The sequence below is a fragment of the Halopseudomonas sp. L-58 genome, from assembly GCF_056859475.1.
This window is the reverse complement of sequence record NZ_JBSXON010000085.1, coordinates 23720-45758: the sequence shown is the minus strand read 5'-3', so window position 1 is coordinate 45758 and position 22039 is coordinate 23720. Positions and strand designations below refer to the sequence as shown.

General features: G+C 61.4%; 19 protein-coding genes. 8 read left to right on the top strand and 11 right to left on the bottom strand.

Going from position 1 to position 22039, the window contains the following annotated elements:
* Positions 1 to 55 precede the first annotated feature (55 nt).
* From AC13EY_RS16925 to AC13EY_RS16890, 8 genes are read right to left on the bottom strand one after another with little or no spacing between them, the layout of a single operon-like run.
* Positions 56 to 1588, bottom strand: a complete 1533-nt coding sequence (locus AC13EY_RS16925; protein WP_482877040.1) for a sigma-54 interaction domain-containing protein — start codon at positions 1586 to 1588, stop codon at positions 56 to 58.
* A 1-nt stretch (position 1589) separates the two neighbouring features.
* The gene (tssH, locus tag AC13EY_RS16920) at positions 1590 to 4097 is read right to left on the bottom strand and encodes a type VI secretion system ATPase TssH (RefSeq protein WP_482876892.1); all 2508 of its coding nucleotides are present in this window, start codon (positions 4095 to 4097) and stop codon (positions 1590 to 1592) included.
* Positions 4084 to 5106 (bottom strand): type VI secretion system baseplate subunit TssG, encoded by a 1023-nt coding sequence (tssG, locus tag AC13EY_RS16915; protein ID WP_482876890.1) that lies wholly within the window; start codon positions 5104 to 5106, stop codon positions 4084 to 4086. Before tssG ends, tssH begins: the two co-directional genes overlap by 14 nt.
* Positions 5070 to 6845 carry a type VI secretion system baseplate subunit TssF gene (tssF, locus tag AC13EY_RS16910; RefSeq protein WP_482876888.1) on the bottom strand — a complete coding sequence of 592 codons (1776 nt, stop codon included), beginning with the start codon at positions 6843 to 6845 and terminating at the stop codon, positions 5070 to 5072. Before tssF ends, tssG begins: the two co-directional genes overlap by 37 nt.
* Positions 6846 to 6852: 7 nt before the next feature.
* A complete protein-coding gene (tssE, locus tag AC13EY_RS16905; protein WP_482890428.1) occupies positions 6853 to 7293 on the bottom strand; it encodes a type VI secretion system baseplate subunit TssE in 441 nt (146 codons plus the stop codon).
* Positions 7290 to 8765, bottom strand: a complete 1476-nt coding sequence (tssC, locus tag AC13EY_RS16900) for a type VI secretion system contractile sheath large subunit (RefSeq protein WP_228246241.1) — start codon at positions 8763 to 8765, stop codon at positions 7290 to 7292. The genes tssE and tssC overlap by 4 nt, the downstream gene beginning before the upstream one ends.
* Positions 8766 to 8788: 23 nt before the next feature.
* Entirely contained in the window at positions 8789 to 9283 is a 495-nt protein-coding gene (gene tssB, locus AC13EY_RS16895) for a type VI secretion system contractile sheath small subunit (RefSeq protein ID WP_228246242.1), read from the bottom strand.
* Positions 9280 to 10755 (bottom strand): TssA family type VI secretion system protein, encoded by a 1476-nt coding sequence (locus AC13EY_RS16890; protein ID WP_233049456.1) that lies wholly within the window; start codon positions 10753 to 10755, stop codon positions 9280 to 9282. Before AC13EY_RS16890 ends, tssB begins: the two co-directional genes overlap by 4 nt.
* A gap of 368 nt (positions 10756 to 11123) precedes the next feature.
* Here AC13EY_RS16890 and AC13EY_RS16885 point away from each other — a divergent pair, with 368 nt between their 5' ends.
* The 3 genes from AC13EY_RS16885 to AC13EY_RS16875 all read left to right on the top strand — a co-directional run bounded on the left by AC13EY_RS16885 (position 11124) and on the right by AC13EY_RS16875 (position 12775).
* Positions 11124 to 11705 (top strand): DJ-1/PfpI family protein, encoded by a 582-nt coding sequence (locus tag AC13EY_RS16885; protein WP_228246244.1) that lies wholly within the window; start codon positions 11124 to 11126, stop codon positions 11703 to 11705.
* Between the two features lie 47 nt (positions 11706 to 11752).
* Positions 11753 to 12064 (top strand): ribbon-helix-helix domain-containing protein, encoded by a 312-nt coding sequence (locus AC13EY_RS16880; RefSeq protein ID WP_088275291.1) that lies wholly within the window; start codon positions 11753 to 11755, stop codon positions 12062 to 12064.
* A gap of 81 nt (positions 12065 to 12145) precedes the next feature.
* The gene (locus AC13EY_RS16875; protein WP_464383136.1) at positions 12146 to 12775 is read left to right on the top strand and encodes a LysE family transporter; all 630 of its coding nucleotides are present in this window, start codon (positions 12146 to 12148) and stop codon (positions 12773 to 12775) included.
* A gap of 12 nt (positions 12776 to 12787) precedes the next feature.
* On the opposite strand, the gene AC13EY_RS16870 is transcribed toward AC13EY_RS16875, so the two are convergent.
* Positions 12788 to 13675 (bottom strand): helix-turn-helix domain-containing protein, encoded by an 888-nt coding sequence (locus tag AC13EY_RS16870; RefSeq protein WP_482876882.1) that lies wholly within the window; start codon positions 13673 to 13675, stop codon positions 12788 to 12790.
* Between the two features lie 176 nt (positions 13676 to 13851).
* On the opposite strand from AC13EY_RS16870, the gene AC13EY_RS16865 reads away from it, so the two are divergent.
* The 5 genes from AC13EY_RS16865 (at position 13852) to AC13EY_RS16845 (ending at position 19093) form a co-directional block, all read left to right on the top strand.
* Entirely contained in the window at positions 13852 to 14751 is a 900-nt protein-coding gene (locus tag AC13EY_RS16865) for a DMT family transporter (protein WP_482876880.1), read from the top strand.
* Positions 14752 to 14793: 42 nt separating this feature from the next.
* Positions 14794 to 15045: a hypothetical protein gene (locus AC13EY_RS16860; protein ID WP_088275283.1), complete on the top strand. Its 252-nt coding sequence runs from the start codon at positions 14794 to 14796 to the stop codon at positions 15043 to 15045.
* Positions 15046 to 15105: 60 nt separating this feature from the next.
* On the top strand, positions 15106 to 15339 hold the full coding sequence (locus AC13EY_RS16855) for a DUF2789 domain-containing protein (protein ID WP_088275423.1): 234 nt from the start codon (positions 15106 to 15108) through the stop codon (positions 15337 to 15339).
* A 171-nt stretch (positions 15340 to 15510) separates the two neighbouring features.
* A complete protein-coding gene (locus AC13EY_RS16850) occupies positions 15511 to 16701 on the top strand; it encodes a multidrug effflux MFS transporter (protein WP_482876878.1) in 1191 nt (396 codons plus the stop codon).
* Between the two features lie 340 nt (positions 16702 to 17041).
* Positions 17042 to 19093, top strand: a complete 2052-nt coding sequence (locus tag AC13EY_RS16845; protein WP_482876876.1) for a TonB-dependent receptor family protein — start codon at positions 17042 to 17044, stop codon at positions 19091 to 19093.
* 51 nt (positions 19094 to 19144) lie between these two features.
* Here AC13EY_RS16845 and AC13EY_RS16840 read toward each other — a convergent pair whose 3' ends face one another.
* Positions 19145 to 20602: a methyl-accepting chemotaxis protein gene (locus tag AC13EY_RS16840; RefSeq protein ID WP_335600853.1), complete on the bottom strand. Its 1458-nt coding sequence runs from the start codon at positions 20600 to 20602 to the stop codon at positions 19145 to 19147.
* 214 nt (positions 20603 to 20816) lie between these two features.
* Positions 20817 to 22034: a beta-ketoacyl-ACP synthase I gene (gene fabB / locus AC13EY_RS16835; RefSeq protein WP_233049460.1), complete on the bottom strand. Its 1218-nt coding sequence runs from the start codon at positions 22032 to 22034 to the stop codon at positions 20817 to 20819.
* Positions 22035 to 22039 lie beyond the last annotated feature (5 nt).

Below are 22039 nucleotides of genomic sequence, written 5' to 3'. Positions count from 1 at the left end.
ACTCCATGGCGAGGTCCAGAGGCCATGAGACGTTGAATATACCCGCGGCGCAATACTATTTTGGTAGGCATTGAGCCTGTGATCGTGGCCGCAGCGCTACGCCGAGCCGCTGCATGCGGTAGAGCAGGGTCCGTCTGGGCAAACCGAGCATCCGGGCGGTCAGGGTCTGATTGCCGTTGTGCTGTTGCAGGGCTTCGTTGAGCAGGTTGCGCTCTACCTCCTCCAGTTGTTCGCGCAGCGTCAGGCGGTGAGCCTGGGTTGGCGTGTTGGGCAGGTCCAGGTGCTCCGGTAGCAGCAGGTTGCCGTCGCACAGCAAAAGAGCCCGGGCGATCAATCCCTTGAGTTCACGCACATTGCCAGGGAAACGCTGAGTCGCGAGGTAGGCCAGCGCGGTGTCTGACCAGCGGCAGTGCGAGCGCTGCAGGAAGGCACAGGTCTCTTGGGTAAACTGCAGGGCAAGCTGTCGGATATCGCTGCCGCGCTCGCGCAGCGGCGGCAGGCTGATCGGGAAATGGCTCAAGCGGTAGTAAAGGTCCTCACGAAACCCTCCCTGCTCGACCTGACTGAACAGATCCTGGTGGGTGGCGGCGACGATACGGACGTCGACACGATGGCTCTGGTTGCTGCCAAGCGGTCGCACCTCTCCCTCCTGCAGCACCCGCAGCAGCTTGGCTTGCAGGGCCAGCGGCATGTCACCGATTTCGTCCAGAAACAAGGTCCCGCCATTGGCCGCGTCGAACAGCCCTTCCCGGTCCTGGTTGGCGCCGGTGAAGGCCCCCTTGCGGTAGCCGAACAGTTCGCTTTCCAGCAGCTGCTCGGGCAGCGCGCTGCAGTTTTGAGCAATAAAGGGCTGGCTGCGGCGTGAGCCGTAATCGTGGATGGCGCGGGCGACCAGCTCCTTGCCGGTACCGGTCTCGCCGCCGAGCAGCACCGTGACGGGGTTGTGCAGTACCTTGCTGATCAGTCGGTATACCTGCTGCATGGCGGGGCTCTCACCGATCAGCCCGAAACTGCCGAGCTTGCTGGCTGTTGCCGGCTCGGGCAGTGGCAGATCGGGTGCCTGCAGCGCCAGCTCGGCCTGTTGCATTGCGTGCAGTTGCGCCAACGCAATATTGCCGACCATGTCCAGCGGCAGGGTTAGTGCTCTGCCGAGACCCCGTGCCCGGCTGGCCAGCACCAGCAGCCCGCCCACTTGCTGTCTGCGATCCAGAATGGGCTGACACAGCAGGCTGCGCCAGGCAGCCGAACTCGCCGGCAGGAAGGGGGTTGCATGCAGGCTGCGATCCAGTTCGTCCAGTTGCAGCGGGGTGTTCTGGCTCAGGCTGTAGGCAAGCAACGGTGCCGTCAGGCCATCCTCGCCGTGCTCGCCACCGAGCTGGCCGTCCAGCCACTGGCAACACAGCGGCAGCCGGCTATGGCTGGCGTCGAGCAGATACAGCTGAACCAGCGCGCAGTTGCCCAGCTCTGCGAGCCATCCGACCAGCTTTTGCTGCAGCTCGGCGGCGCTCTGGCACTGCGCGAGCGCGCTCAGTCCGGTCAGTACGCTTGCCACATCGGGTACGGCAGCTGCCGCATTGAACGGCAGCATTTCACGCGAGCTCACAGGTCACCTCTCCTTCGTTGTCAACCCGGGCGTACAGGTTCAGTGCACAGTGGTTCGGCTCGTCGCTCTGCAGCAGCCTATCTGCGATGGGGCTTATCAGACGCTCTTCAAGCCAGCGCTCAATATGACGAGCGCCACCCGTATTGCTGCACGCCTCGGCAATCAGTGAAGGCAGCCGGGGATCGAACCGGCACCCAATCGCACGCGCCTGCATACGCTGCTGCAGCGCGCGAAGGCGCTGACTGGCGATGGATTGCAGGCTTTGCGCTGCAAGCGGGTAGTAGGGCAAAACACGCATGCGGGCGAGTAGCGCCGGTTTGAAATGAGCGTTCAGATGGGGGTGGATGGCTTCGACCAGTTGCTCAGGGGTAGGGCGTTCAGCGTCGCGACAGAGTCGTTCAATGTGCTCACTGCCAAGATTGGAGGTAAGCAGAATCAGCGTGTTGCGAAAGTCGATTTCACGACCCTCACCGTCGTTCGCCAGGCCCTTGTCGAAGATCTGATAGAACAGATTGAGCAACTGCGGATCGGCCTTCTCGACCTCGTCCAGCAGGATCACCGAGTAAGGGCGGCGACGTACCGCTTCGGTCAACTGGCCGCCTTCACCGTAGCCCACGTAGCCGGGCGGAGCGCCGATCAGCCGGGCCAGGCTATGGCGCTCCTGATACTCACCCATGTTGATCACAGTAAGAAACGCGTCTCCGCCATACAACAGGTCGGCAATGGCCTCCGCGGTTGCCGTCTTGCCTACGCCGCTCGGACCGGTGAGCAGAAATACGCCGGCAGGACGGTCCGGGCGGGACAGGCCCAGTGCGCTGGCACGCAGGCTGCGATTCAGTTGCTCTACCGCCTCGGGTTGACCATGCAGCCGCTCATGCAGGTGTTCCCCGAAACGGGCGATGCGTTCGTGGTAGTGCCCGCTCAGTTGTGCGGTCGGGATGCCTGTCCACTCATGTACTACTTCGACAATCGCATTGCGATCGACCTCGGCGCAGACCAGTTGCGGTTGCGGCGCCTGTTGCAGGTCTTGCAGCGCCTGGCGCAGCTCGGCATGCGGCGCCTCGCGCTGATGACGCAAGCCGACCAGTTGCAGCGCCAGCTCCCGCTGTGCGGTCCACTGCTGCTGCAGATTTTGCAGGGTATCGGTGCCGGCCTGATGTTGCTGGTTCAGATGTTCAAGCAGGGAAGGGTCGGTTGGCAGTCCGAGTTGTCGGTCGCGCTCGATCGATTCGCGCTGGCGTGCCTGGTCAGCCTGTTGTGCCTTCAGGTGGTCCAGCGCAGCGGGCACGGCTGCAAGGTTTACCCGCGTTCTCGCGCATGCGGTATCGAGCAGATCCAGGGCTTTGTCAGGCAGTTGGCGGTCGGCCAGATAGCGGACTGCCAGCTCGACCGCTGCCACAACCGCCTCGTCTCTTACATGCAGTCCGTGGCTTTCGGCATAGCGAGGCGCCAGTCCGCGCAGCAGGCTTATCGCGTCGGATGGGCTGGGCTCGCGCAGTTGCAAGGGCTGGAAGCGGCGTGCAAGAGCCGGGTCCTTTTCGATATGACGCCGATACTCGCTCCAGGTGGTGGCGGCGATGGCCTTGAGCGTGCCGCGCGCCAGGGCGGGTTTTAGCAGGTTGGCGGTATCGGCAGTACCGGCATCACCGCCATGGCCGATCAGCGTATGGGCTTCATCGATGAACAGAATGACCCGGTTATCAGGGTCGGCAGCGGCTGCCAGTATGCCTTGCAGGCGTCGTTCGAGCTCACCGCGCATACCGGCCCCTGCCTGCAGAAGACCCAGATCAAGACTGAGCAGTCGCCAGCCGAGCAGCGATTCCGGGACACTGCCGGCGACCAGCCGCTGTGCCAGCCCCTCGACCAGTGCGCTTTTGCCAACCCCGGCATCGCCGATGATGATCGGGTTGCTTTTGCGACGTCGGCAGAGAATGTCGACCAGTTGCCTGATCTCGCGCTCGCGCCCAAGGACCGGGTCCAGAGCGCCTTCCTCCGCCTGTTCTGTCAGGTCGTGGGTGTAGGACTTGAGCAGTGATGTGTCGGCCTGAGGGCTGGTGTCTTGCGCGTTGGCCAACTGCTGCAGTTGATCAATGCTGAGCGGCGCCAGGGGATCAGGGTGCAGCAAAGGGTTGCGCAGCCAGCCAAGCAGCAGTGCGTGCAGGTTTATTCGTTGCTGCTGCAGCTCGGTGGTGGCGACCAGTAGTGCCTGTTGCAGCCAGTTGACCAGAGTGCCGGACAAGCTCGGGTTGCGGCCGCTCTGCTGGTATTGGGTTGGTGGATGGCAGCTGGCGAGCAGTGCATCGGCGTCAATCTCGCTGACAGCAAGCACCTGATGCAGCAGGCTGCCGCGCTGTTGCAGCAGGGCCCGGATCAGGTCTTCCGGCTCCACGTTGGCGCTGCCGCGTTGCAGACACTGTTCGGCGGCGCGCTCAAGGGCGCTGTGTACCTCGCTATCGAGCAGGCTGACAAGTTGGTGAATATCAATTGCAATCATGCAGACCGTCCTTGGTCGTGGAACAGAGAAGAATGGCGGGATCGCCGGCCGGGCTGCCCAGCCAGGTTGTCCAGCCGAGTCGGCAGGTGTTGCGGCTGCCCAGCTGCAGGGCCCGCACCTCGCTGGCCTGCAGCTGCAGTCGCAGGTCGTACTGCAGCGGCGTGCGCAGCAGAAAGGCGAGCAGGTTATGCAGTGTCTGGTGATCCTGTCCGGGTGGCAGGAATCGGTGGAAGTCGTTCCAGTCGAGCTGCGTCAGATGCACTCGAAATGCACCGGCGATGGACATGATATGGCTGCCCAGGATCAGCTCATTACCGAGAGTACTGTTGTTGCGGCCGAGCGCCGAGCGTTGCTCGTCCGGGATGGAAACCTGTCTGGGCAGGCATTGTTCCAGTGTGATTGAGGGAGAGCGGAAGTACTGACGCAGCACCGCCGCGATACTGTCGGCCGACTGAGCCTTGCCGCTGATCAGCCCCAGACAGGGCAGCAGACGGTGGGCCTGCAGGGGGCCGCTATCGGGCGCATTGTGCAAGCCGGCCAGAGCCAGCAGGCTGCCGGACAACCGGTCGCTGGCGCCGCTGCGAAAGCGGCTGTAGTAGCGATACTTCTGCCAGATCGGCAACAGCAGCCGTTGCAGACGGTTATTGCACAGGTCGAACAGGGCCCTGACGTTGCCGCAGCCCGGATCATCACCCAGCGCCAGCTCAACCTGGTGGGCAGGCAGGGGTGAACTGGCACCGCTGAGGGCGATCAGGTTCAGCTGCAGGACGAAATACAGGCCGTGCTCGTCGTGTTCAATCTGCAGTTGTTCAATGTCCCTTGCAGCGAACCCCAATCCCGGGTTGGCACAAAAACGGACACGTCGGTAGTGCGCTTCCGGCGTCTCGCCGGGATAGCTCTGCTGCAGTTGATCCAGCAGGCATAGCAGTGCCTGATACAGGCTGTAATGCTGGATGTCCCGTTGCAGGCGAATCAGAACAGGGGCTGGTGACCCAGACGCGGTACCCATTGGTAGCGTTCTCCCTGCAAGCTGATGATGGAGAGGGCGTGAAACGTGTTGATGCCGGCATGCTGCGCGAAAAATTCGTTCAGCACCGAGCCAAACAGAAAGAGTTCCCCGGAGCCGTTACAGCCCTCTGCGTCAATCTCCAGTTCCGACTGCACGCCGCGTATCGGCAGCCCTCGAAACAGACGGTCGGTCTGACGGTGCCGCACCGAGCGCAGCGCGTTCAGACGGCGCTCGCTGACCCTGGCTGCGTTCTGGTCGCAGTGCCTTGGCAGGTCGTGACAGCTGAGTGCTTCGCGCAGGGCACTGATGTTCTCCAGCGTCTGGTAGTTGAGCGCCATGCTGCTGATCAACTGCCACAACCCCTGGCGGTGCAGCGCCGGTGCATAGCTTGGGGTAATGCGCCCGATATTGCGAAACTGCACAAACTCGGGCGTGCCCTCGCAGGGATGGCAGATATCGCCCTGGGCCAGCTTGCCAGGCCACTGCTGATTGGTGCAGGTCAGCTCAATGGACAGGGTTTCCTGCTGATCCTGCTGCTGGAGGCCGAAGCAAAGGTGGGTTTCCAGATGTTCGCCATCCAGAGCCGGCAGTTGTCGCAAGCTGTAGTGCGGCGATGCATCGGGGCCTGCGAGTGTGTGGTCGTGCTCGAAGGATTCGAACGGAACGTAGGTCCGGTAACCCATGCCGCCCGGCTTCCAGCCGGTTACCCGATCGACCGAAAAGACGCCGCACTGGGCTGGTGCAAGGCCCGCAGGGCGCAGCAGGTAACGATCCTGTCGGCCATCGAGTCTGACCGGGCTGGCGTCGTGGCTGAACAGGTTGACGACAGGTGTGCAGTAAAGCTTCACCATATCGGTGTCTGGCGTCAGTTGGCGGCAGTCCGGATGGTGCAGGTCGAATTCGATGCGCAGCCCGCGTGCCTGCTGCATTAGAGGTTTGTCCGGCGTGACCTCGCGCTCAAGGCCGCTCAGCTCGACAAACAGAAACTTCTCGGCGAAGGCAAAGTAGTCCTGCAGGTGCCGATAGCCGTTGAACCCCTGATCGGTATCCGGCAGCAGGGTTTCCTCAGTCGCAAAACCGCAGGGCTGCAGGTGGTCGGCGGGCAGGGTGAGTGATGGTTGTTGAGTCAGCGGTTGCCCTGCCGCATCGAGCGGCTGCAGGGTAATGGCGTCCAGATGGCGGCACAGGTGCAGGTACAGCTGACGGCTTGAATAGGCATTGCCGTTCAGGTGCAGGCGCAGTCGGCGCAGATCGAGGTCTGTCAGGCTGCCTTCGCAGGTCATCTGCAGTGTCAGGGTCAAGCGTGCGCCGCTAGCATGGCTCTGGTAACGGCAGCCTGCCAGTTCGACGGGCAGCAAGGTCACCGCACTGGTTGTGCGAAAGCGGCACCGAATACCGTCGACAGGGCGTGACTCCACCCCGGTGCCGCGTGCAATGGGTAGTGCCTTGAGCGGTCGTTGCAACGGTTCGAACTGCAGCATGGCCAGTGCCGGCATGGGGCGCATGCAGTTGGGCCAAAGCAGATGCATAAGCGAGTGGGTCAGTTCGGGCAACTCGTCATCGAGTTTTTGCCTCAGGCGCCCGGTAAGAAAGGCAACGCCCTCAAGCAGCCGCTCTACATCCGGGTCGGTGCTGGTGCCGGCGAGGTAGGGCGCCAGCGCGGGGTGATGTTCGGCAAACCGCCGGCCCTGCTCACGCAGTTCACTCAGCTCGCTCTGAAAGTAGTGATTGAAGGTCATGGTGGATTCAACTGTCGGAGTCGTCTCGCTGCAGGGTCACTGCAGCCTTGCCCTGGCCGTCGAGTTGCACACTGAAGGTGACTGGCTGCTGCAGCTCCGGCAAGTTGAGCCGGGCGTTGATGATGAAGGCCAGGCGCAGCGGGTCACTAGCATCATGCAGACAGCTGACCCGCACCTCGCGCAGACGCGGCTCGTAACGGCTGATGAAGCGCTCTATCGCCGCGCGTGCCTGCTGCCGGGTGTCATGCAGCGTCAGTCGCATATCGTTCAGTTCGGGTAGGCCGTAGTCGGGCAGCATCTGTACGCTGCCGGCGCGGGTACTGAGCATGCGCGCCAGCTGGGCCATCACCGAGACACTGGCGGCCTCGGCGCCTGGCAGACCGGAGCGGGACCGGTCGCTGCCGCTGAGGCGCTCCAGTAAGGAGCCGTATCCGGGCCTGGTCATCATTCGCGATCCAGCTTGCCGACCAGCGACAGCGTGAAGTCGGCGCCCATGTACTTGAAGTGAGGGCGAACGCTGAGACTGACCCGATACCAGCCCGGCTGGCCGGCAACATCCTCGACGCCGATGGAGGCAGCCCGCAGTGGTCGGCGCCCGCGCACCTCTGCGCTCGGGTTGTCCTGGTCAGCAACGTACTGGCGAATCCAGCGGTTCAGTTCCAACTCCAGGTCGGTGCGCTCTTTCCAGGCGCCGATCTGCTCGCGTTGCAGCACTTTCAGATAGTGGGCCAGGCGGTTGATGATGAACAGGTAGGGCAGTTGCGTACCCAGCCTGAAGTTGAGTTCGGCTGCCTTGCCCTCGGCGCTGTTGCCGAAGTAGCGGGGTTTCTGTGCCGAGTTTGCGGAGAAGAACGCCGCATTATCGCTGCCCTTGCGCATGGTCAGGGCAATAAAACCGGCTTCTGCCAGCTCGTATTCTCGACGGTCCGAGACCAGCACTTCGGTGGGGATCTTGGTTTCAATCTCGCCCATGCTGGAGAAATGATGCAATGGCAAATCGTCAACGGCGCCACCGCTCTGCGGGCCGATGATGTTGGGGCACCAGCGATAGCGAGCGAAACTGTCGGTCAGGCGGCTGGCGAAGGCGAATGCAGCATTGCCCCACAGGTAGTCTTCATGGCTGTCGCTGACCGTTTCGCGGTAGGCAAAGCTACGGACCGGATTGTCTTCAGGGTCGTAGGGTGTGCGCAGCAGGAAACGGGGCAGCGTCAGACCGACATAGCGTGCATCCTCGCTCTCCCTGAACCCCTGCCACTTGCTGAAAAGCGGGCCCTCGAAATGGTCCTGCATGTCTTTCAGGTCGGGCAGGCCGTGGAAGCTCTCGAGTCCGAAGAAGGCGGGGCCGGCTGCTGCGATGAACGGGGCGTGTGCCATGGCGGCCACGCCGGCCACCTGTTGCAGCAGGCGAATATCCCGCGTACCCGGACCAAACTGGTAGTTGGCGATCATGGCGCCGACCGGCTGCCCACCAAACTGCCCGTACTCGGCCGTGTATACGTGTTTGTAAAGACCGGACTGCACAAGTTCCGGGCTGTCTTCAAAGTCATCCAGCAGATCATCTCTGGAGGCATTGATCAGCTCGATGCGGATGTTCTCCCGAAAGTCGGTGCGCGCAACCAGCAGCTTCAGGCCGCGCCAGGCCGACTCCAACTGCTGAAAGTCGGGATGGTGCAGGATGGCGTCAACCTGACGGCTCAGCTTGCTGTCGATTTCTGCGATCATCCGGTCGACCAGTGCCTTCTTGACTGGCTCCTGGCGGTTGTGGGGTTTCAGCAGTTCGCTGATGAAGGCGCCCACGCCCCGGCGGGCGATCGCATAGGACTCGTCCTCCCGGGGCAGCTGGGTTTCGGCGATAACGCGGTCGAGCAGACTGCCGTTGGTCACCGGCTTGTTTGCCCGAGCGGTGGATTGGCTTTGCATGGAGAGGGCTCCTGTAGGGTGCGTCACGGGGTCGGAGGGAGGCCGAGTTCGGTCAGGATCTGTTCACGTGAATGGTCGTCGCGCAGCAGCGCTTCAATTGCCTGGCGGAAGGCCGGTGTGTTGCCCAGCGGCCCCTTGAGGGCGACCAGGGCTTCGCGCAGCTCCATCAGTTGACGCAGTTCCGGGACCTGTTCGACCACGCTGGCCGGGTTGAAGTCGGACATCGAGCGGATGTCGAGTTCGACCGGCAACTCGCTGTCGGCGTCCTCCTCCTGCAATCGATTGGGAACATTGAAGGTCAGGCGCAGATCCTGTTTGGCCAGCACATCCTCGAAGCTGTTTTTGTCGATTGCGATGGGCTTGCGCTGCTCAATGCTGCGTTCGTCCCGGCGCTGGGTGAAGTCACCCAGCACCATCAGCTTCAGGGGCAGTTCAATCTCCTGTTGCTGGTCACCGGTGTTTGGGGTGAAGGTCACGTTGATGCGCTCGCGCGGGGCGACCGTGGTGTCTTTTGTCATAGGGCTTCTCCATGCGGTTCAGGCCGGGTGGCCTGCTCAAGGGGATCTTGGAAACTCAGCCAGTGCAGCTGTTGCTGCAACGCCTGGCAGCGTTCTTGACTGGTGCTGTCGCGCCGTGGGACAAGGCTCTGGTGCAACAGCTGGAGGGTCTCGCTGAGTAGCTGCTTGTCCCAGATGGCAAGCGGCATGCTTTGCTGCAGCTGCGCCAGTTGCGGCTCCAGCATGGCCTCTGCCTCCCGGTGTCGGGCGTTGGCCAGCAGCCGGCGGGCCCATTGCAGCCGTGACAGCGCGCGCTGGCGCTCGTCGGTCTGGCCTGCCGGCATGGCCGTATCAGCCGGGACAGAGGAGCGCAGCGGTGCGGCGGTGTCGCCCTCCGTAGCGTTATCTGGCTGGCTCTGCTGCTGTGCATCCGCGGGGGGCTGAAGCCAGGCTTGGGTGGCCCGGCTGGCAAAAGGGCTGCCATCGTCGAAGCACAGGCATTCCAGGCCGGGGAGGCGCTGCACAAGCGACCGGGTATGGGCCTGTATGACTGACGCCGCGTTGGCATCGTCCATGGCGTGGCAACAGCGAGCGGCCAGATAGTGCCCGTCGAGCCAGAACGGCGCTTTGCGCAAGCTGTTTTCGAGGTTGTGCAACAGCCGGGCGTACTCTTGCTGCTGCCACAGCGTGTCATAGTGCTTGATCCGTTCGGCCGGGGGTGGACGCAGGCTGGTATGCTTCTGTTCGTCGTGCCGGGGGAGTTGCCCAATGCCGCCCCAGGTGAGGCAGCGGCTCATCTGCAGTGCACTGACGCGCTGATCTGGCTGGCTGAGCCACCACTGCAGCAGGGGCGTCGCCGCTTCCTGCAGGCGACGTAGCTGTTGTTGCGCCGCGCGTTCGTTGCCGATTGAGTCGCGCTCTGGGGCCGGCTCCCGGCTGGGAGCGGATGAGGCCGGTTCCGGCGCTGCGCTCTCCGTGCGCTCGCTCGCTGCTGGTGCAAGGCTGCCTGCCAACTGATGCCAGTCCTTGCTGAGCGGCACGGAGTGGGCATGCAGGGCTGAACCAATGGCGTGCATCGCACTTTGCAGCACGGGCAGCTCGTGCTTGGCGCAGCACAAGGCGCTCGCTTGGCGCACCAGCGACCTTTGGAGCCACTGCAGCGCTGCCAGTCTGGCGCGCTCCCTCGCCGGCAGGCTGCTTTCCCAGGCGCTGCTGAGAGCGCTGGCAATCTGCTGCAGGCTGCCAACTGCCTGCTCGAGTTGCTGCAGCCGAATCAGCGCAAACGTTCGCCAGCCGGCAACGCGCAGGTCCATGCCCCGCGCAAGCAGATCGCTGGCAGTATCGGCCAGCTGCTGCCAATCAGGCTGGGGCTGTTGGTGTGGAGAGTCGAGCAGCGAGAATACCTGCTCCAGTCGCACATAGGCGTCGCAGTCGCGCAGATCGGGCAGGTCTGCGGCGGGGCGGTTGCCGGGTGTGACAGCGACTGATGCCATGCTGGTTTCCTTTCCTGGGTGCCGACGGACCCCCTGTCCGCCCAGCCTGGTCGAATCGAACCGGGTTGGCGCATGCTAGTGAGCTGGTGCGGGGCTGCCAAACGGCCACCCTGTGATCGGGTTCGCGTTACGACTGGAGATTTATCAGTTTTCTACCCGCTTCGCTGGTTATTAAATTAAATAAAATCAATAGGTTGTGAGTATTTATTGAGGTTCTATTCAGGATGTGTGCCGGTGTTGTTGGTGGGGCGGAATCTGTGAACCAGACTGCATCCGCTCGCTCAAGGTGATGTAGTACCCCGCTGTTACCCGTCGGCGCGAACAAGGGCGCATGATGGGCGCTCAAACACCCGCAAGGAGGAACAGTGATGTCCACCAAGAAGATTCTGCTGCTGGCCGGCGACTTTACCGAAGACTACGAAACCATGGTGCCGTTTCAGGCGCTGAGCATGCTGGGCTATGAGGTGCATGCGGTGTGCCCGGACAAGACCGCTGGTCAGACGGTCAAGACTGCGATTCACGACTTTGAGGGTGATCAGACCTACACCGAGAAGCCGGGTCACCTGTTTGCCCTGACCCATGATTTTGCCGCTGTTAAGGCCGATGACTATGTGGGGCTGGTGATTCCGGGCGGTCGGGCGCCGGAGTATCTGCGGCTGAACGCCGATGTGATTGCGCTGGTGCGGGCGTTCAATGCGGCCAACAAGCCGATCGCTGCGGTCTGCCATGGTGCACAGCTGCTGGCAGCGGCCGGTGTGCTGGAAGGGCGTGAGTGCAGTGCGTATCCTGCATGCGGGCCGGACGTGCGTCTGGCGGGCGGTACCTATATCGATATCGCTGCCGATCAGGCCCATGTTCAGGGCAATCTGGTGACTGCGCCGGCCTGGCCGTCGCATCCGCGCTGGCTGGCCGCGTTCGTGAAGTTGCTGGGCGCCCGAATCGAACTCTGATTGCTGCCGGGGGCTGGCTGCGGTCAGCCCCTGCAGAGGAGAGCTGCATGTGTGAACTCTACGTAAAGGCGGACCCGATTCTGTATGAGTCGCGCTCGCGTTCGCTGCGTATTCGCGGTGTGGTTACCACCTTGCGACTGGAGAACCAGTTCTGGGACATTCTGCAGGAGATCGCCGAGGTGGACGACATGACCACCAATCAGCTGATCACCAAGCTGTATGACGAGGTGATGGAGCTGCGCGGTGAGGTGGTGAATTTTGCGTCTTTCCTGCGGGTGAGCTGCACCCGTTATCTGGCTCAGCGCGAGGCGCGGGTGGTTCCTCTGGCGGTGGTGGGCCGCAGTACAGCTCAGGGCTGATTTTGCTGCCAGCTGTATCGCGCCGGCCTCCGGTGGTTTTGCTAGCATTGCCGCTTACCTGAATTTCTCTGGAGCCGTTCGATGTCGATCGAAACCTGGCTGGCGTTCTTTGTTGCATGCTGGATCATCAGCCTGTCACCGGGCGCTGGTGCCATTGCCTCAATGTCCAGCGGTCTGAATTACGGTTTTGCCCGTGGTTACTGGACTGCGCTCGGTTTGCAGTTGGGGCTGGTGGTGCAGATTGCGGTGGTGGCGGCGGGCGTCGGTGCGGTGCTGGCTGCATCTGCGCTGGCATTCACGCTGATCAAGTGGTTCGGGGTGTTGTATCTGCTGCATCTGGCCTGGCGCCAGTGGCGAGCGCCGACCATGCAGGTGGACGAGACGCAGGCTCCGCGTGCGCTGGGGCAACCGTTGGCGCTGGTGTTCAGGGGCTTGCTGATCAATGTCAGCAATCCCAAGGCGGTGGTCTTCATGCTGGCCGTGCTGCCGCAATTTCTGGATGTCTCCCGGCCGCTGCTTAGTCAGTATCTGATCATGGGGCTGACCATGATTACCGTCGACCTGATCGTCATGGCGGGTTACACGGGGCTGGCGGCGAGGGTGCTGCGCCTGTTGCGCTCACCACGTCAGCAGCGGCTGCTCAATCGCACCTTTGCCGGGTTGTTTGCTGCGGCCGCAGGGATGCTGACATTGGTGCGCCGCGCAACCTGATGCCTCCTGTGCCTAGTGGCCTTGTTGCCACTGGCTGCGGTACTGCGACGGGCTGATACCGGTCTGCTGACGGAAGCGATTGCTGAAGTGGGCTGCTGAACTGAAGCCGCAGCGCAGTGCGACCTGCAGCAGGCTGGCGCTGCTGTAACGCAGCAACTGTTGCGCCTTTGCCAGACGCTGCTGCTGCACGTAGCGGTGCGGAGGCAGGCCAATACTCTGTTTGAACATCCGCGCGAAGTGGTATTCGCTGAGCTGGCACTGGGTGGCCAGGTCGGCCAGTTGCAGTGGCTGATCCAGATGGCTGTCGATGTAGTCGCGTATATGCCGTACCTGCGTCGGCGCAAGCCCGCCCTTGATGGCGGGGGCCTGCCAGCTGACCTGGGTGTAGTGTTTGAGCACGTGATTGAGCAGCAGATTGCTGGCGCTGCTGAGGGTCAGACTGTCGCTGCGGTCGTGCCAGTTGCTGGTCAGCAGAAAATGGCGGTAGAGCAGGGCGATCTGCGGGTCGTCTGCAAACAGCTGCTCGTTGACGCTCAGCTCCAGCGGGCTGCGATCCCAGGTCTGTTCTGCCAGCTGGCGCAGGTGAGCGTCGGTGAAATACAGGTGAACGAACGACAGCGGTCCGCGGATATTCCAGGTGGATGCGTACTGCCGGGGCATCAGGCACAGCCGATCTGGTCCGCCGCCGTTGTGCCAGCCGTCGGTGCTTTTGAAGTAGGACTGGTAGCCATCGGCGATATACAGGCTGAGGGTGTGGTGATCGGCGTTTTCCAGGTCGATCAGGTCCTGCTCGTTGTACCAGGAGGCCAGCCCGACGCCATTGCCCAGCCGCGTGCTGTCCCGCAGCCGGGTGTTGTGCCGCTGCAGGCTGTCGAATACCTGAAAGCGTTCGTCTGACATGGTTGCTCCGTGCGCCGTGACCTGCTGTCCATGGTATGCGGGCCGGTGCGCTGCGCCAAGCGGGCAGCGCGCCGGCCGGCAAATAAGCGCAGGATTGTGCAAGTCGCCAGCAAGACCGCGCAAGCCGGCGCAGCGCGCAGGGCCGATACTGGGCCGCCATTACCAGAGACAGCATCATGAATGTATTGCTGTATGCCGCTACCGTCCTGATCTGGGGTACCACCTGGATCGCCATCTCCATGCAGACCGGCACGGTTGCGCCGTTGGTGTCGGTGTTCTATCGCTTTGCGCTGGCGGCTGCGCTGATGCTGGTGGTGCTGTCGCTCCTGGGCAGGCTGCGGCGCATCGGCGGGCGTGATCATCTGTTCTGCATGCTGCAGGGTGTGTGCGTGTTCGGGCTGAACTTTTACTGTTTCTATTCGGCCAATGCCTATATCAACAGCGGTCTGGAGTCGGTGCTGTTTTCGCTGGCGACCCTGTTCAATGCTGCCAACAGCGCGCTGTTTTTCGGTCTGCGCCTGGGGCGGCGTTTGCTCTGGGCCAACCTTCTGGGGCTGGTCGGCATTGTCTGTTTGTTTTGGCACGACCTGCGTTCGGCCCATCTCAGCGCGCTGGTGTTGACCGGCATCGGCCTGAGCCTGCTGGGCACCTATGGCTTTTCACTCGGCAACATGATCAGCGTGCGTCATCAACGCCGGGGGCTGGATATCCTCTCCACCAATGCCTATGCGATGGGGTACGGCGCGTCGGCGATGCTGCTGCTGGCGCTGTTGCGCGGTGACGCTTTCACAGTCGATTGGAGTCCGACCTACATTGGCTCGCTGCTGTATCTGGCGATCGTCGGCTCGATTATCGGCTTTGCCGCCTACTTTGCGCTGGTTGGGCGTATTGGTGCCGGAGCGGCTGCCTACGCAACGGTGCTGTTTCCCCTGATTGCGCTGGGCCTGTCAACCGTGTTTGAGGGCTACCAGTGGTCCGGCATGGCGGTGATCGGTCTGGTGCTGATCCTGTTCGGCAATCTGGTGATGTTCTACCGGCCGCGACCCAGTGCCGCAGCGGTACCCGCAGCTGAGTGACTGTGCCATGCTTGCGCTGAGAAGCATACAAGGGCGGGAGTCATGGATTATCTGATTATTGCGATCGCGACCCTGAGTGGTCTGTATTTTCACTGGTGGCTGTTTGTGCGCATTCGCCGCTGGACCGATCGCGATCTGGCCCTGTCGATGGCAGGCGAGGACCCGGCCCGACGCGACTACATGCTGGCCTGTCTGAATGATGCGAAACGGCAAAAGGTGCGTCGCAGGGACCTGGAGGCCTGGCTGCAGGCTGCTGCTGATCGTTACGATCCGGCATCAGGGCAAGGAACTTGAGCAAAACGGGCTACTCTGTGTAAACAGGATCTGAGTTCAACCCCAGCAGGGAGAATCATTATGGAACTGCACCAGAAAGACCTCGGCACCTTGTTTGAGCAGCTCGGTTTGGCGTCGGATGCAGAGAGCATCGATGCCTTTTTTGCCAGTCATTCACTGGCGCACGATACCCGCTTGGTTGATGCGCCGTTCTGGACACCCTCACAGTCGGCCTTTCTCAGCCAGCAGATGCGCGAAGACGCCGAGTGGGCACCTTTGGTTGATGAGCTGAACGCACGCTTGCACGAAGACTGAGCAGGCGAGCGCCGATCGTTTCGGTACCACCAGGCAGTCTGTGACAGCGACACGGCAGGGCAGTAGGCGGCATACTCTGGCATCATGTCGGTCTGCTGACTGACCCTGACTGTCTCTGCAATGGCACCAGTGCGCTGTTGCACGGCGATTGCTACCACGGATATCCGTTTCATGCCGTTTTACATCCTGCTCATTCTGGGTGGCCTGAGTGCCTTTGGCCCGCTTGCCATCGACATGTATCTGCCTGCCTTTCCGGCCATTGGCGCCGCATTGGCGGCAGACCCCGAGCAGGTTCAGTTGAGCCTGTCGGTCTATTTCCTCGGGCTGGCCAGTGGGCAACTGGTTTATGGTCCGCTAGCTGACCTGTATGGGCGCCGGGGGCCGCTGCTGTTCGGTATCGGCCTGTTTTGCCTCGCCTCGCTGGCGTGTGCGTTCGCCCCGACTCTGGAATGGCTGCTTGCCGCGCGTTTCGCTCAGGCGTTGGGTGGCTGTGCGGGCATGGTGGTCAACCGGGCAGTGGTGCGCGATCTGTGTGCGCCAATTGATGCAGCCAAGGCGTTTTCCCAGTTGATGCTGATCATGGGGGTGGCGCCGATTCTAGCGCCGATGCTGGGCAGCACCTTGCTGATTTTCGCCGGCTGGTCGAGCATCTTCCTGTTTCTGGCCGCGTTTTCCGCCATCTTTGCCCTGGCGGTGTATTTCTTCCTGCCGGAAACCCTGCCGCAGCATCTGACGCCACCGCCGCTGAGAACGTCGCTTGGACGCTACCTGGAGCTGCTTCGCGAGCCTCTGTTCATGTTTCATGCGCTGACCGGCGGGGTCGCGATGGCGGGCATGTTTGCCTACATCGCCGGTTCGCCTTATGTGTTCATGGAGCTGTTTCAGGTTCCGGCAGACAGCTTCGCCTGGTTGTTTGGCAGTGTAGCGACCTGCTTTATTTTGTCGGCACAGCTCAATAGCCGCATGTTACGCCGCTGGACCCAGCTGCAACTGATCAGGCGCATCGCCGCTGTCTACATGCTGGCAACCTGGACGCTGCTGCTGGTTGCCTGGCTTGATGTGGATAGCCTGTGGCTGTTCATGCCACCCCTGTACGCCAGTGTTGGTGTTATCGCCCTGTTGCTGCCGAATGCGTCTGCCTGCGCGTTGGCGGGACACGGCCATCAGGCCGGTGTAGCCTCGGCGCTGATGGGCACCATGCAGTTCATCATCGCCGGTATCACCTCGGCGCTGGTCGGGGTGCTGCACGACGACAGCGCCATGCCGATGGCGGGGGTGATGGCGGTCTGCGGGGGGCTGACCGTGCTGATGGCTCTGATGGCCCGGCGCGTGAGTGCTCGTCAATCAACGGAGCCTGCCTGACCGCTTGAGGTCATCGTATTGTGCTGACGCTGGTCGTCGCAGCGACGACCAGCTCTGATCCTTTGCTGCACCTGTGTATGTCATAACGGGTATGTGGCGCTCTACCTCTCTTGCAGTTGTGCTGCCAGCCTGATCCGGCGGGGCGGTGCGCCGCGCCTGCAGTTTATTCCCTTGCGCAGTATGTTTCGCTACCGAAATATAATTAAACAATTTATCTAATTTACAATATTTATCATTTGCATTTAGATTGCTGGCCGAGATTGGTGCTGCCCTTGCCTTTGGATAGTGCAGTTTCGTGCTCTCCGGGAGGGGAGATTCTATTTCAGTAACAGGAACACACATGAAAACAACACCGTTTTTTGCGCGCGACCTGGTGGCGATTGCCGTAGTCGCTGCAGCCCTGCCGGCCAATGCCCTTGCCGACTCTGAAACTACGCTGACCCTTCCTGCAATCGATGTTGTCGGTTACGGTGAAGACGACCGTTCACGCCAGACCGGCGCCGTCGTGGTTATTACTCGGGAAGAAATTGAACGTCTGCAGCCGAGTTCGACAGAGGATGTGCTGCGTCGCATTCCCGGGATTAATGTCAAGACCGAGGAAGAGTCTGCAGTGGTCAGCAATATCGGTATTCGCGGATTGTCGGCCAGCGAGTCCAAGTCATTGGTGCTGGAAGACGGTGTTCCGGTTGCGCCCGGCCTGTTCATCGGAAATGACCGCTACTACAATCCCCGTATTCAGCGCATGGAAGGTGTTGAGGTGCTCAAGGGATCGTCGTCCCTGCGCTACGGCCCCTCGACGATCGGCGGGGTGATCAACTACAAGACCAAAACACCTGAGGGTGTTGCAGTGTCCACCCGTATCGGGTCGTTCAACACTCGTGAGGCTACCCTCGAAGCCGGTGGTCGCATCCTGTCAGGCGATGCCTACGCAGGTCTGGTCGCAACTAAGGCGCGCAGCGACGGTTTTCTTGACCGCGACTACGATATGACCGATCTGATGCTGAAGGCCGGTAGCGCGATTGGCGAGAACCAGAACCTCGGCGTCAAATTCTCATGGTACGAGAACGACGCGAATATCTCCTATCGCGGAATGTTCCTGCAGGACTACAGGGATGGTCGTACATACAATCCTGCACCGGACGATTACTTTCTGACTGACCGCCGTGCCTTTGATATCAACCACGAATGGTTCCTGTCCGACCAGGCGACTCTTCAGACGCTGGTCTACTGGAGCGAGATGACACGTGATTATTGGCGTTACTCGGTAGATACCGCGGCCTCCAATGCGGCTGGTCGCTGGGTTTATACCGATTCGCTGACTGGAAACAATCGCAGCTTTGAGCGCCTGGGTGCAGAAACGCGGCTGATGCTGGATCACAATCTATTCGGCTTGATGAGCGAGGCCGAGTTTGGCTTGCGTTTTATGCAGGAAGAGTCGGATGGCAAGCGTATCCGGGCCACGCGCGATCAGGATCGTACCGGTATCAACGACCGTCATCTGGAGGATAGTGCTGAGAGCGTTGCCGCCTATGTGCAAAACCGCTTTGTGCTCAGCGAGCGCTTGGCCATTACGCCCGGTCTGCGCGTTGAGTCCTACGAGCAGAAGCGCAAGGTGCTTACCGATAACGGTGCATCTGAAACCACCTCCAACACCGAGTGGCTGCCCGGAATCGGCTTTACCTATCAGTTGATGCCCGCTGCCCAGCTTTACGGTGGTGCCTACCGCGCGTTCTCTCCTGCATCCAACGGCGTTGCACTGGACGGCCTGGTAGATCAGAAGCTCGACGGTGAGCGTTCAGACAACTATGAGTTTGGTCTGCGTGGCAGCAATGGTGCCTACACTTACGACGTCACTGCGTTCTACATGAACTTCGATAATCAGGTCGTAACGGGCAACAGTGATCCGAACCTGTCGCAGTCCAATGCAGGCAAGACACTGCATTACGGTCTTGAAGCTGCGTTGAGCGTTGAGCTGGGTGGTGGCTTCAGTATCGATACCAACCTGACCTGGGTGCCCGAGTCCGAATTCCGCTCTGGTGACAACAAAGGTAACCGTCTGCCTTATGCGCCGGAATACCTGGCCAACGCTGGGCTTAATTACACCGATGGTCGCTTCAGTGGTGCGCTCAATGTGCATTATCGGGGCGAGCAGTTTGGTGATGCCGGCAATCGCAAGGATATTCCGTCTGGCGCCGAGGGTGGTATTTGGGGTGGTCAGATTCGCTCCTATACCCTGTACGACCTGCTGGCTCAGTATCAGGTGAACGATCATCTGCGTCTGCAGGGTGCGGTTAAGAATCTGACCGACAAGCGCTACATTACCGGCTTGCGTCAGGGTATCTATGTCGGCCCCGAGCGCTCGTTTGAAGTGGGTATGAATTACCGCTTCTGAGTGCAGGCCGGGCAGCCTTGTCGCGGCTGCCCGGCTATGGCTTATTGGTTTCTACGCCCAGACTGGATGCGTTTCAGGCGCGTTTACTCTGCCATGCGCCTGCGGCGAGTGTCCTTCCTGGAGCAGCGCAGAAAGGCGGATATCGGCCCCCAGAACGTATCGCAGCTGTCCGCGTTCATCCAGCACCGGCGCCGACAGGGTAAAGCAGAAGCCATCGGTAGCGGCGGAGCGGTAAACGTCGCTGATAAACGGCGAAAGCGTATCGCGTACGTTTGAAAACCACGGGCGGTTTGACCAGTTTTTACCCCGTGCACTGCTGCGGCTGCCGTCTTGCAGGTCGGCACTCAGAATGTTCTCGCTGACCTGCACACCATCTGCGCCAACCAGATACAGCAGCTCAAATCGACCGTCCTGATCAATCCAGCGCCGCATGGCTTGCTCTGCGCTGGCACCGCCACGGGCCAGCTCGGCGCTGGCGGCCATTTCGGTGACGCGTTGGCGGATCACCTGATGAACACCAAGCTGGAAGCCGCCGAGACCTTCCAGTAGCCGGTCGCCCTCACTGCGCACTGCCTCACTGTGCTCCAGTACCGAGGAGGCTTTTTGCATCATCGCGCTGGCCACCCCGGCAACACTCTGCACATCCTGGCTCACCGAACGCACCGCAGCGCCGATTTGCTCTGCACCGCTGGCAATGCTGGCGATACGCTGATCCAGCTGCCCCATGGCTGAGGTCGCTTCGCTCAGGCTGCGATCCATGCTGATGATGCGTTCGCGGCCGTTGGCGACCGCTGCCTGCATCTGGGCGCTGGCATTGTTAAGGCTTTGCATGCCGGAGCGGAAGTTATCGATGATCTCGGCCACCTTGTCGGTCGCAGCGGTGGTCTTGCCAGCGAGTGTTCGGACCTCATCGGCGACCACGGCAAAGCCGCGTCCCTGTTCACCAGCCCGGGCCGCTTCAATGGCGGCATTGAGTGCCAGCAGGTTGGTTTGCTGGGAGATGTTGGCAATCATGCCGATGACCTGGGTGATTTCTTCCAGTTGTTTGCCGATTTCACCGATCTGGGCGGTCAGCTCGCTCTCGCAGCCATTAATGGTATCGACCTGGCTGAGAACATTACTGCTGTCCTGCTCGCACTGTCGCAATTGTGTGCTGACTTCGCTGGACAGTTGTGAAACCGCAGTTGCTCCGGGAACCAGCTCAGAGTCCAGGGTGGTACTGACCTGTTCGGTGGCGCTGGCAATCTCCTCTGAAGACTGGGCCAGCTGCTCGCCGTGGGCACGGCTGTCCGCGGCGATGCGCGCCAACTCGGGGGCGTGTGCAGCAATACCCACCGCGGCATGCAGACTCAGGGTGATGCGTTTCTGGAGTTCCCGGGCAAATGTGTTGAGGTGTGCTAGCGGGCCGTACTGCTGCGGCAGCTCGGCAGCGAGATTCATATCCTTGAACAGTGCATCTGTGCTGCTGCCTGACTCGCGGTTGTAGCGGGCGATATTGAAGATCCCCATACGTACTCCTTGTCGGCGGTTTGTATCACTCTGCCATCATGCAAGGGGCAAGCAAAAACCAAGCCAGTGCCTGGATAATGCGTGCAGTGGGGTATTGTGCCGCTCCTGGCTGCGCAGCGTGCGTGGTTGTGGTGCAGAAGGTGGGGCAGGATGCCTGATCGGTGGGCAAAAAAAACCGCAGCGAAAGCTGCGGCTCTTTTTCAGCGGATCAGGATCACGCGTCGTTCCAGCGCTTGAGAATCAGGGTGGCGTTGGTACCACCGAAACCAAAGCTGTTGGACATGATCAGATCAACGGCTTGATCCAGACGCTCACGCAGAATCGGCAGATCGCCGGCGTTTTCGTCCAGTTCCTCGATGTTGGCCGAGGCGGTCAGGAAGTTGTCTCGCAGCATCAGCATGCAATAGATCGCTTCCTGTACGCCGGCAGCCCCCAGCGAGTGACCCGACAGGCTCTTGGTGGAGCTGATCTTGGGTGCCTTATCGCCAAATACCTCACGGATCGCCTTCAGTTCGGCAACGTCGCCGACTGGAGTGGAGGTGCCGTGGGTGTTCAGGTAATCGATAGTGCCTTCGACGGTCGCCAGCGCCTGCTGCATGCAGCGTACTGCGCCTTCGCCGCTCGGTGCGACCATGTCGTAACCGTCGGAGGTGGCACCGTAGCCAACCACTTCAGCGTAGATCTTGGCACCGCGGGCCAGAGCGTGTTCCAGCTCCTCAACAACGACCATGCCGCCGCCACCAGCGATGACGAAGCCGTCACGGTTGGCATCGTAGGCGCGGGACGCCTTTTCGGGCGTTTCGTTGTACTGAGTGGAGAGGGCGCCCATGGCGTCGAACAGCATGGTCTGAGACCAGTGTTCCTCTTCACCACCGCCAGCGAAGACGATGTCCTGCTTGCCCAGCTGGATCAGTTCAGCTGCGTGGCCGATACAGTGCGCGCTGGTGGCGCAGGCAGAGGAGATGGAGTAGTTGACGCCCTTGATCTTGAACGGCGTCGCCAGACAGGCAGAAACGGTGCTGCCCATGGTGCGCGGCACGCGGTAGGGCCCGATCTTCTTGACGCCTTTCTCGCGCAGAATGTCGATGGCTTCCATCTGGTTCAGAGTGGAGGCGCCACCGCTGCCGGCAACCAGACCGGTGCGCACGTTGCTCACCTGATCGTCAGCCAGGCCTGCATCGGCGATGGCCTGCTGCATGGACAGGTAGGCGTAGGCGGCAGCATCACCCATGAAGCGCTTGACCTTGCGGTCGATGGCGGCATCAAGGTCGATGTCCACGGAGCCGGAAACGTGGCTGCGCAGACCCATCTCGGCGTACGAGGGATTGAAACGGATGCCGGATTTGCCCTCTTTCAGAGTGGCAGAAACGGAGTCCAGGTCCTGGCCCAGGCAGGAAACGATGCCCATGCCGGTAATCACGACGCGACGCATAGTGA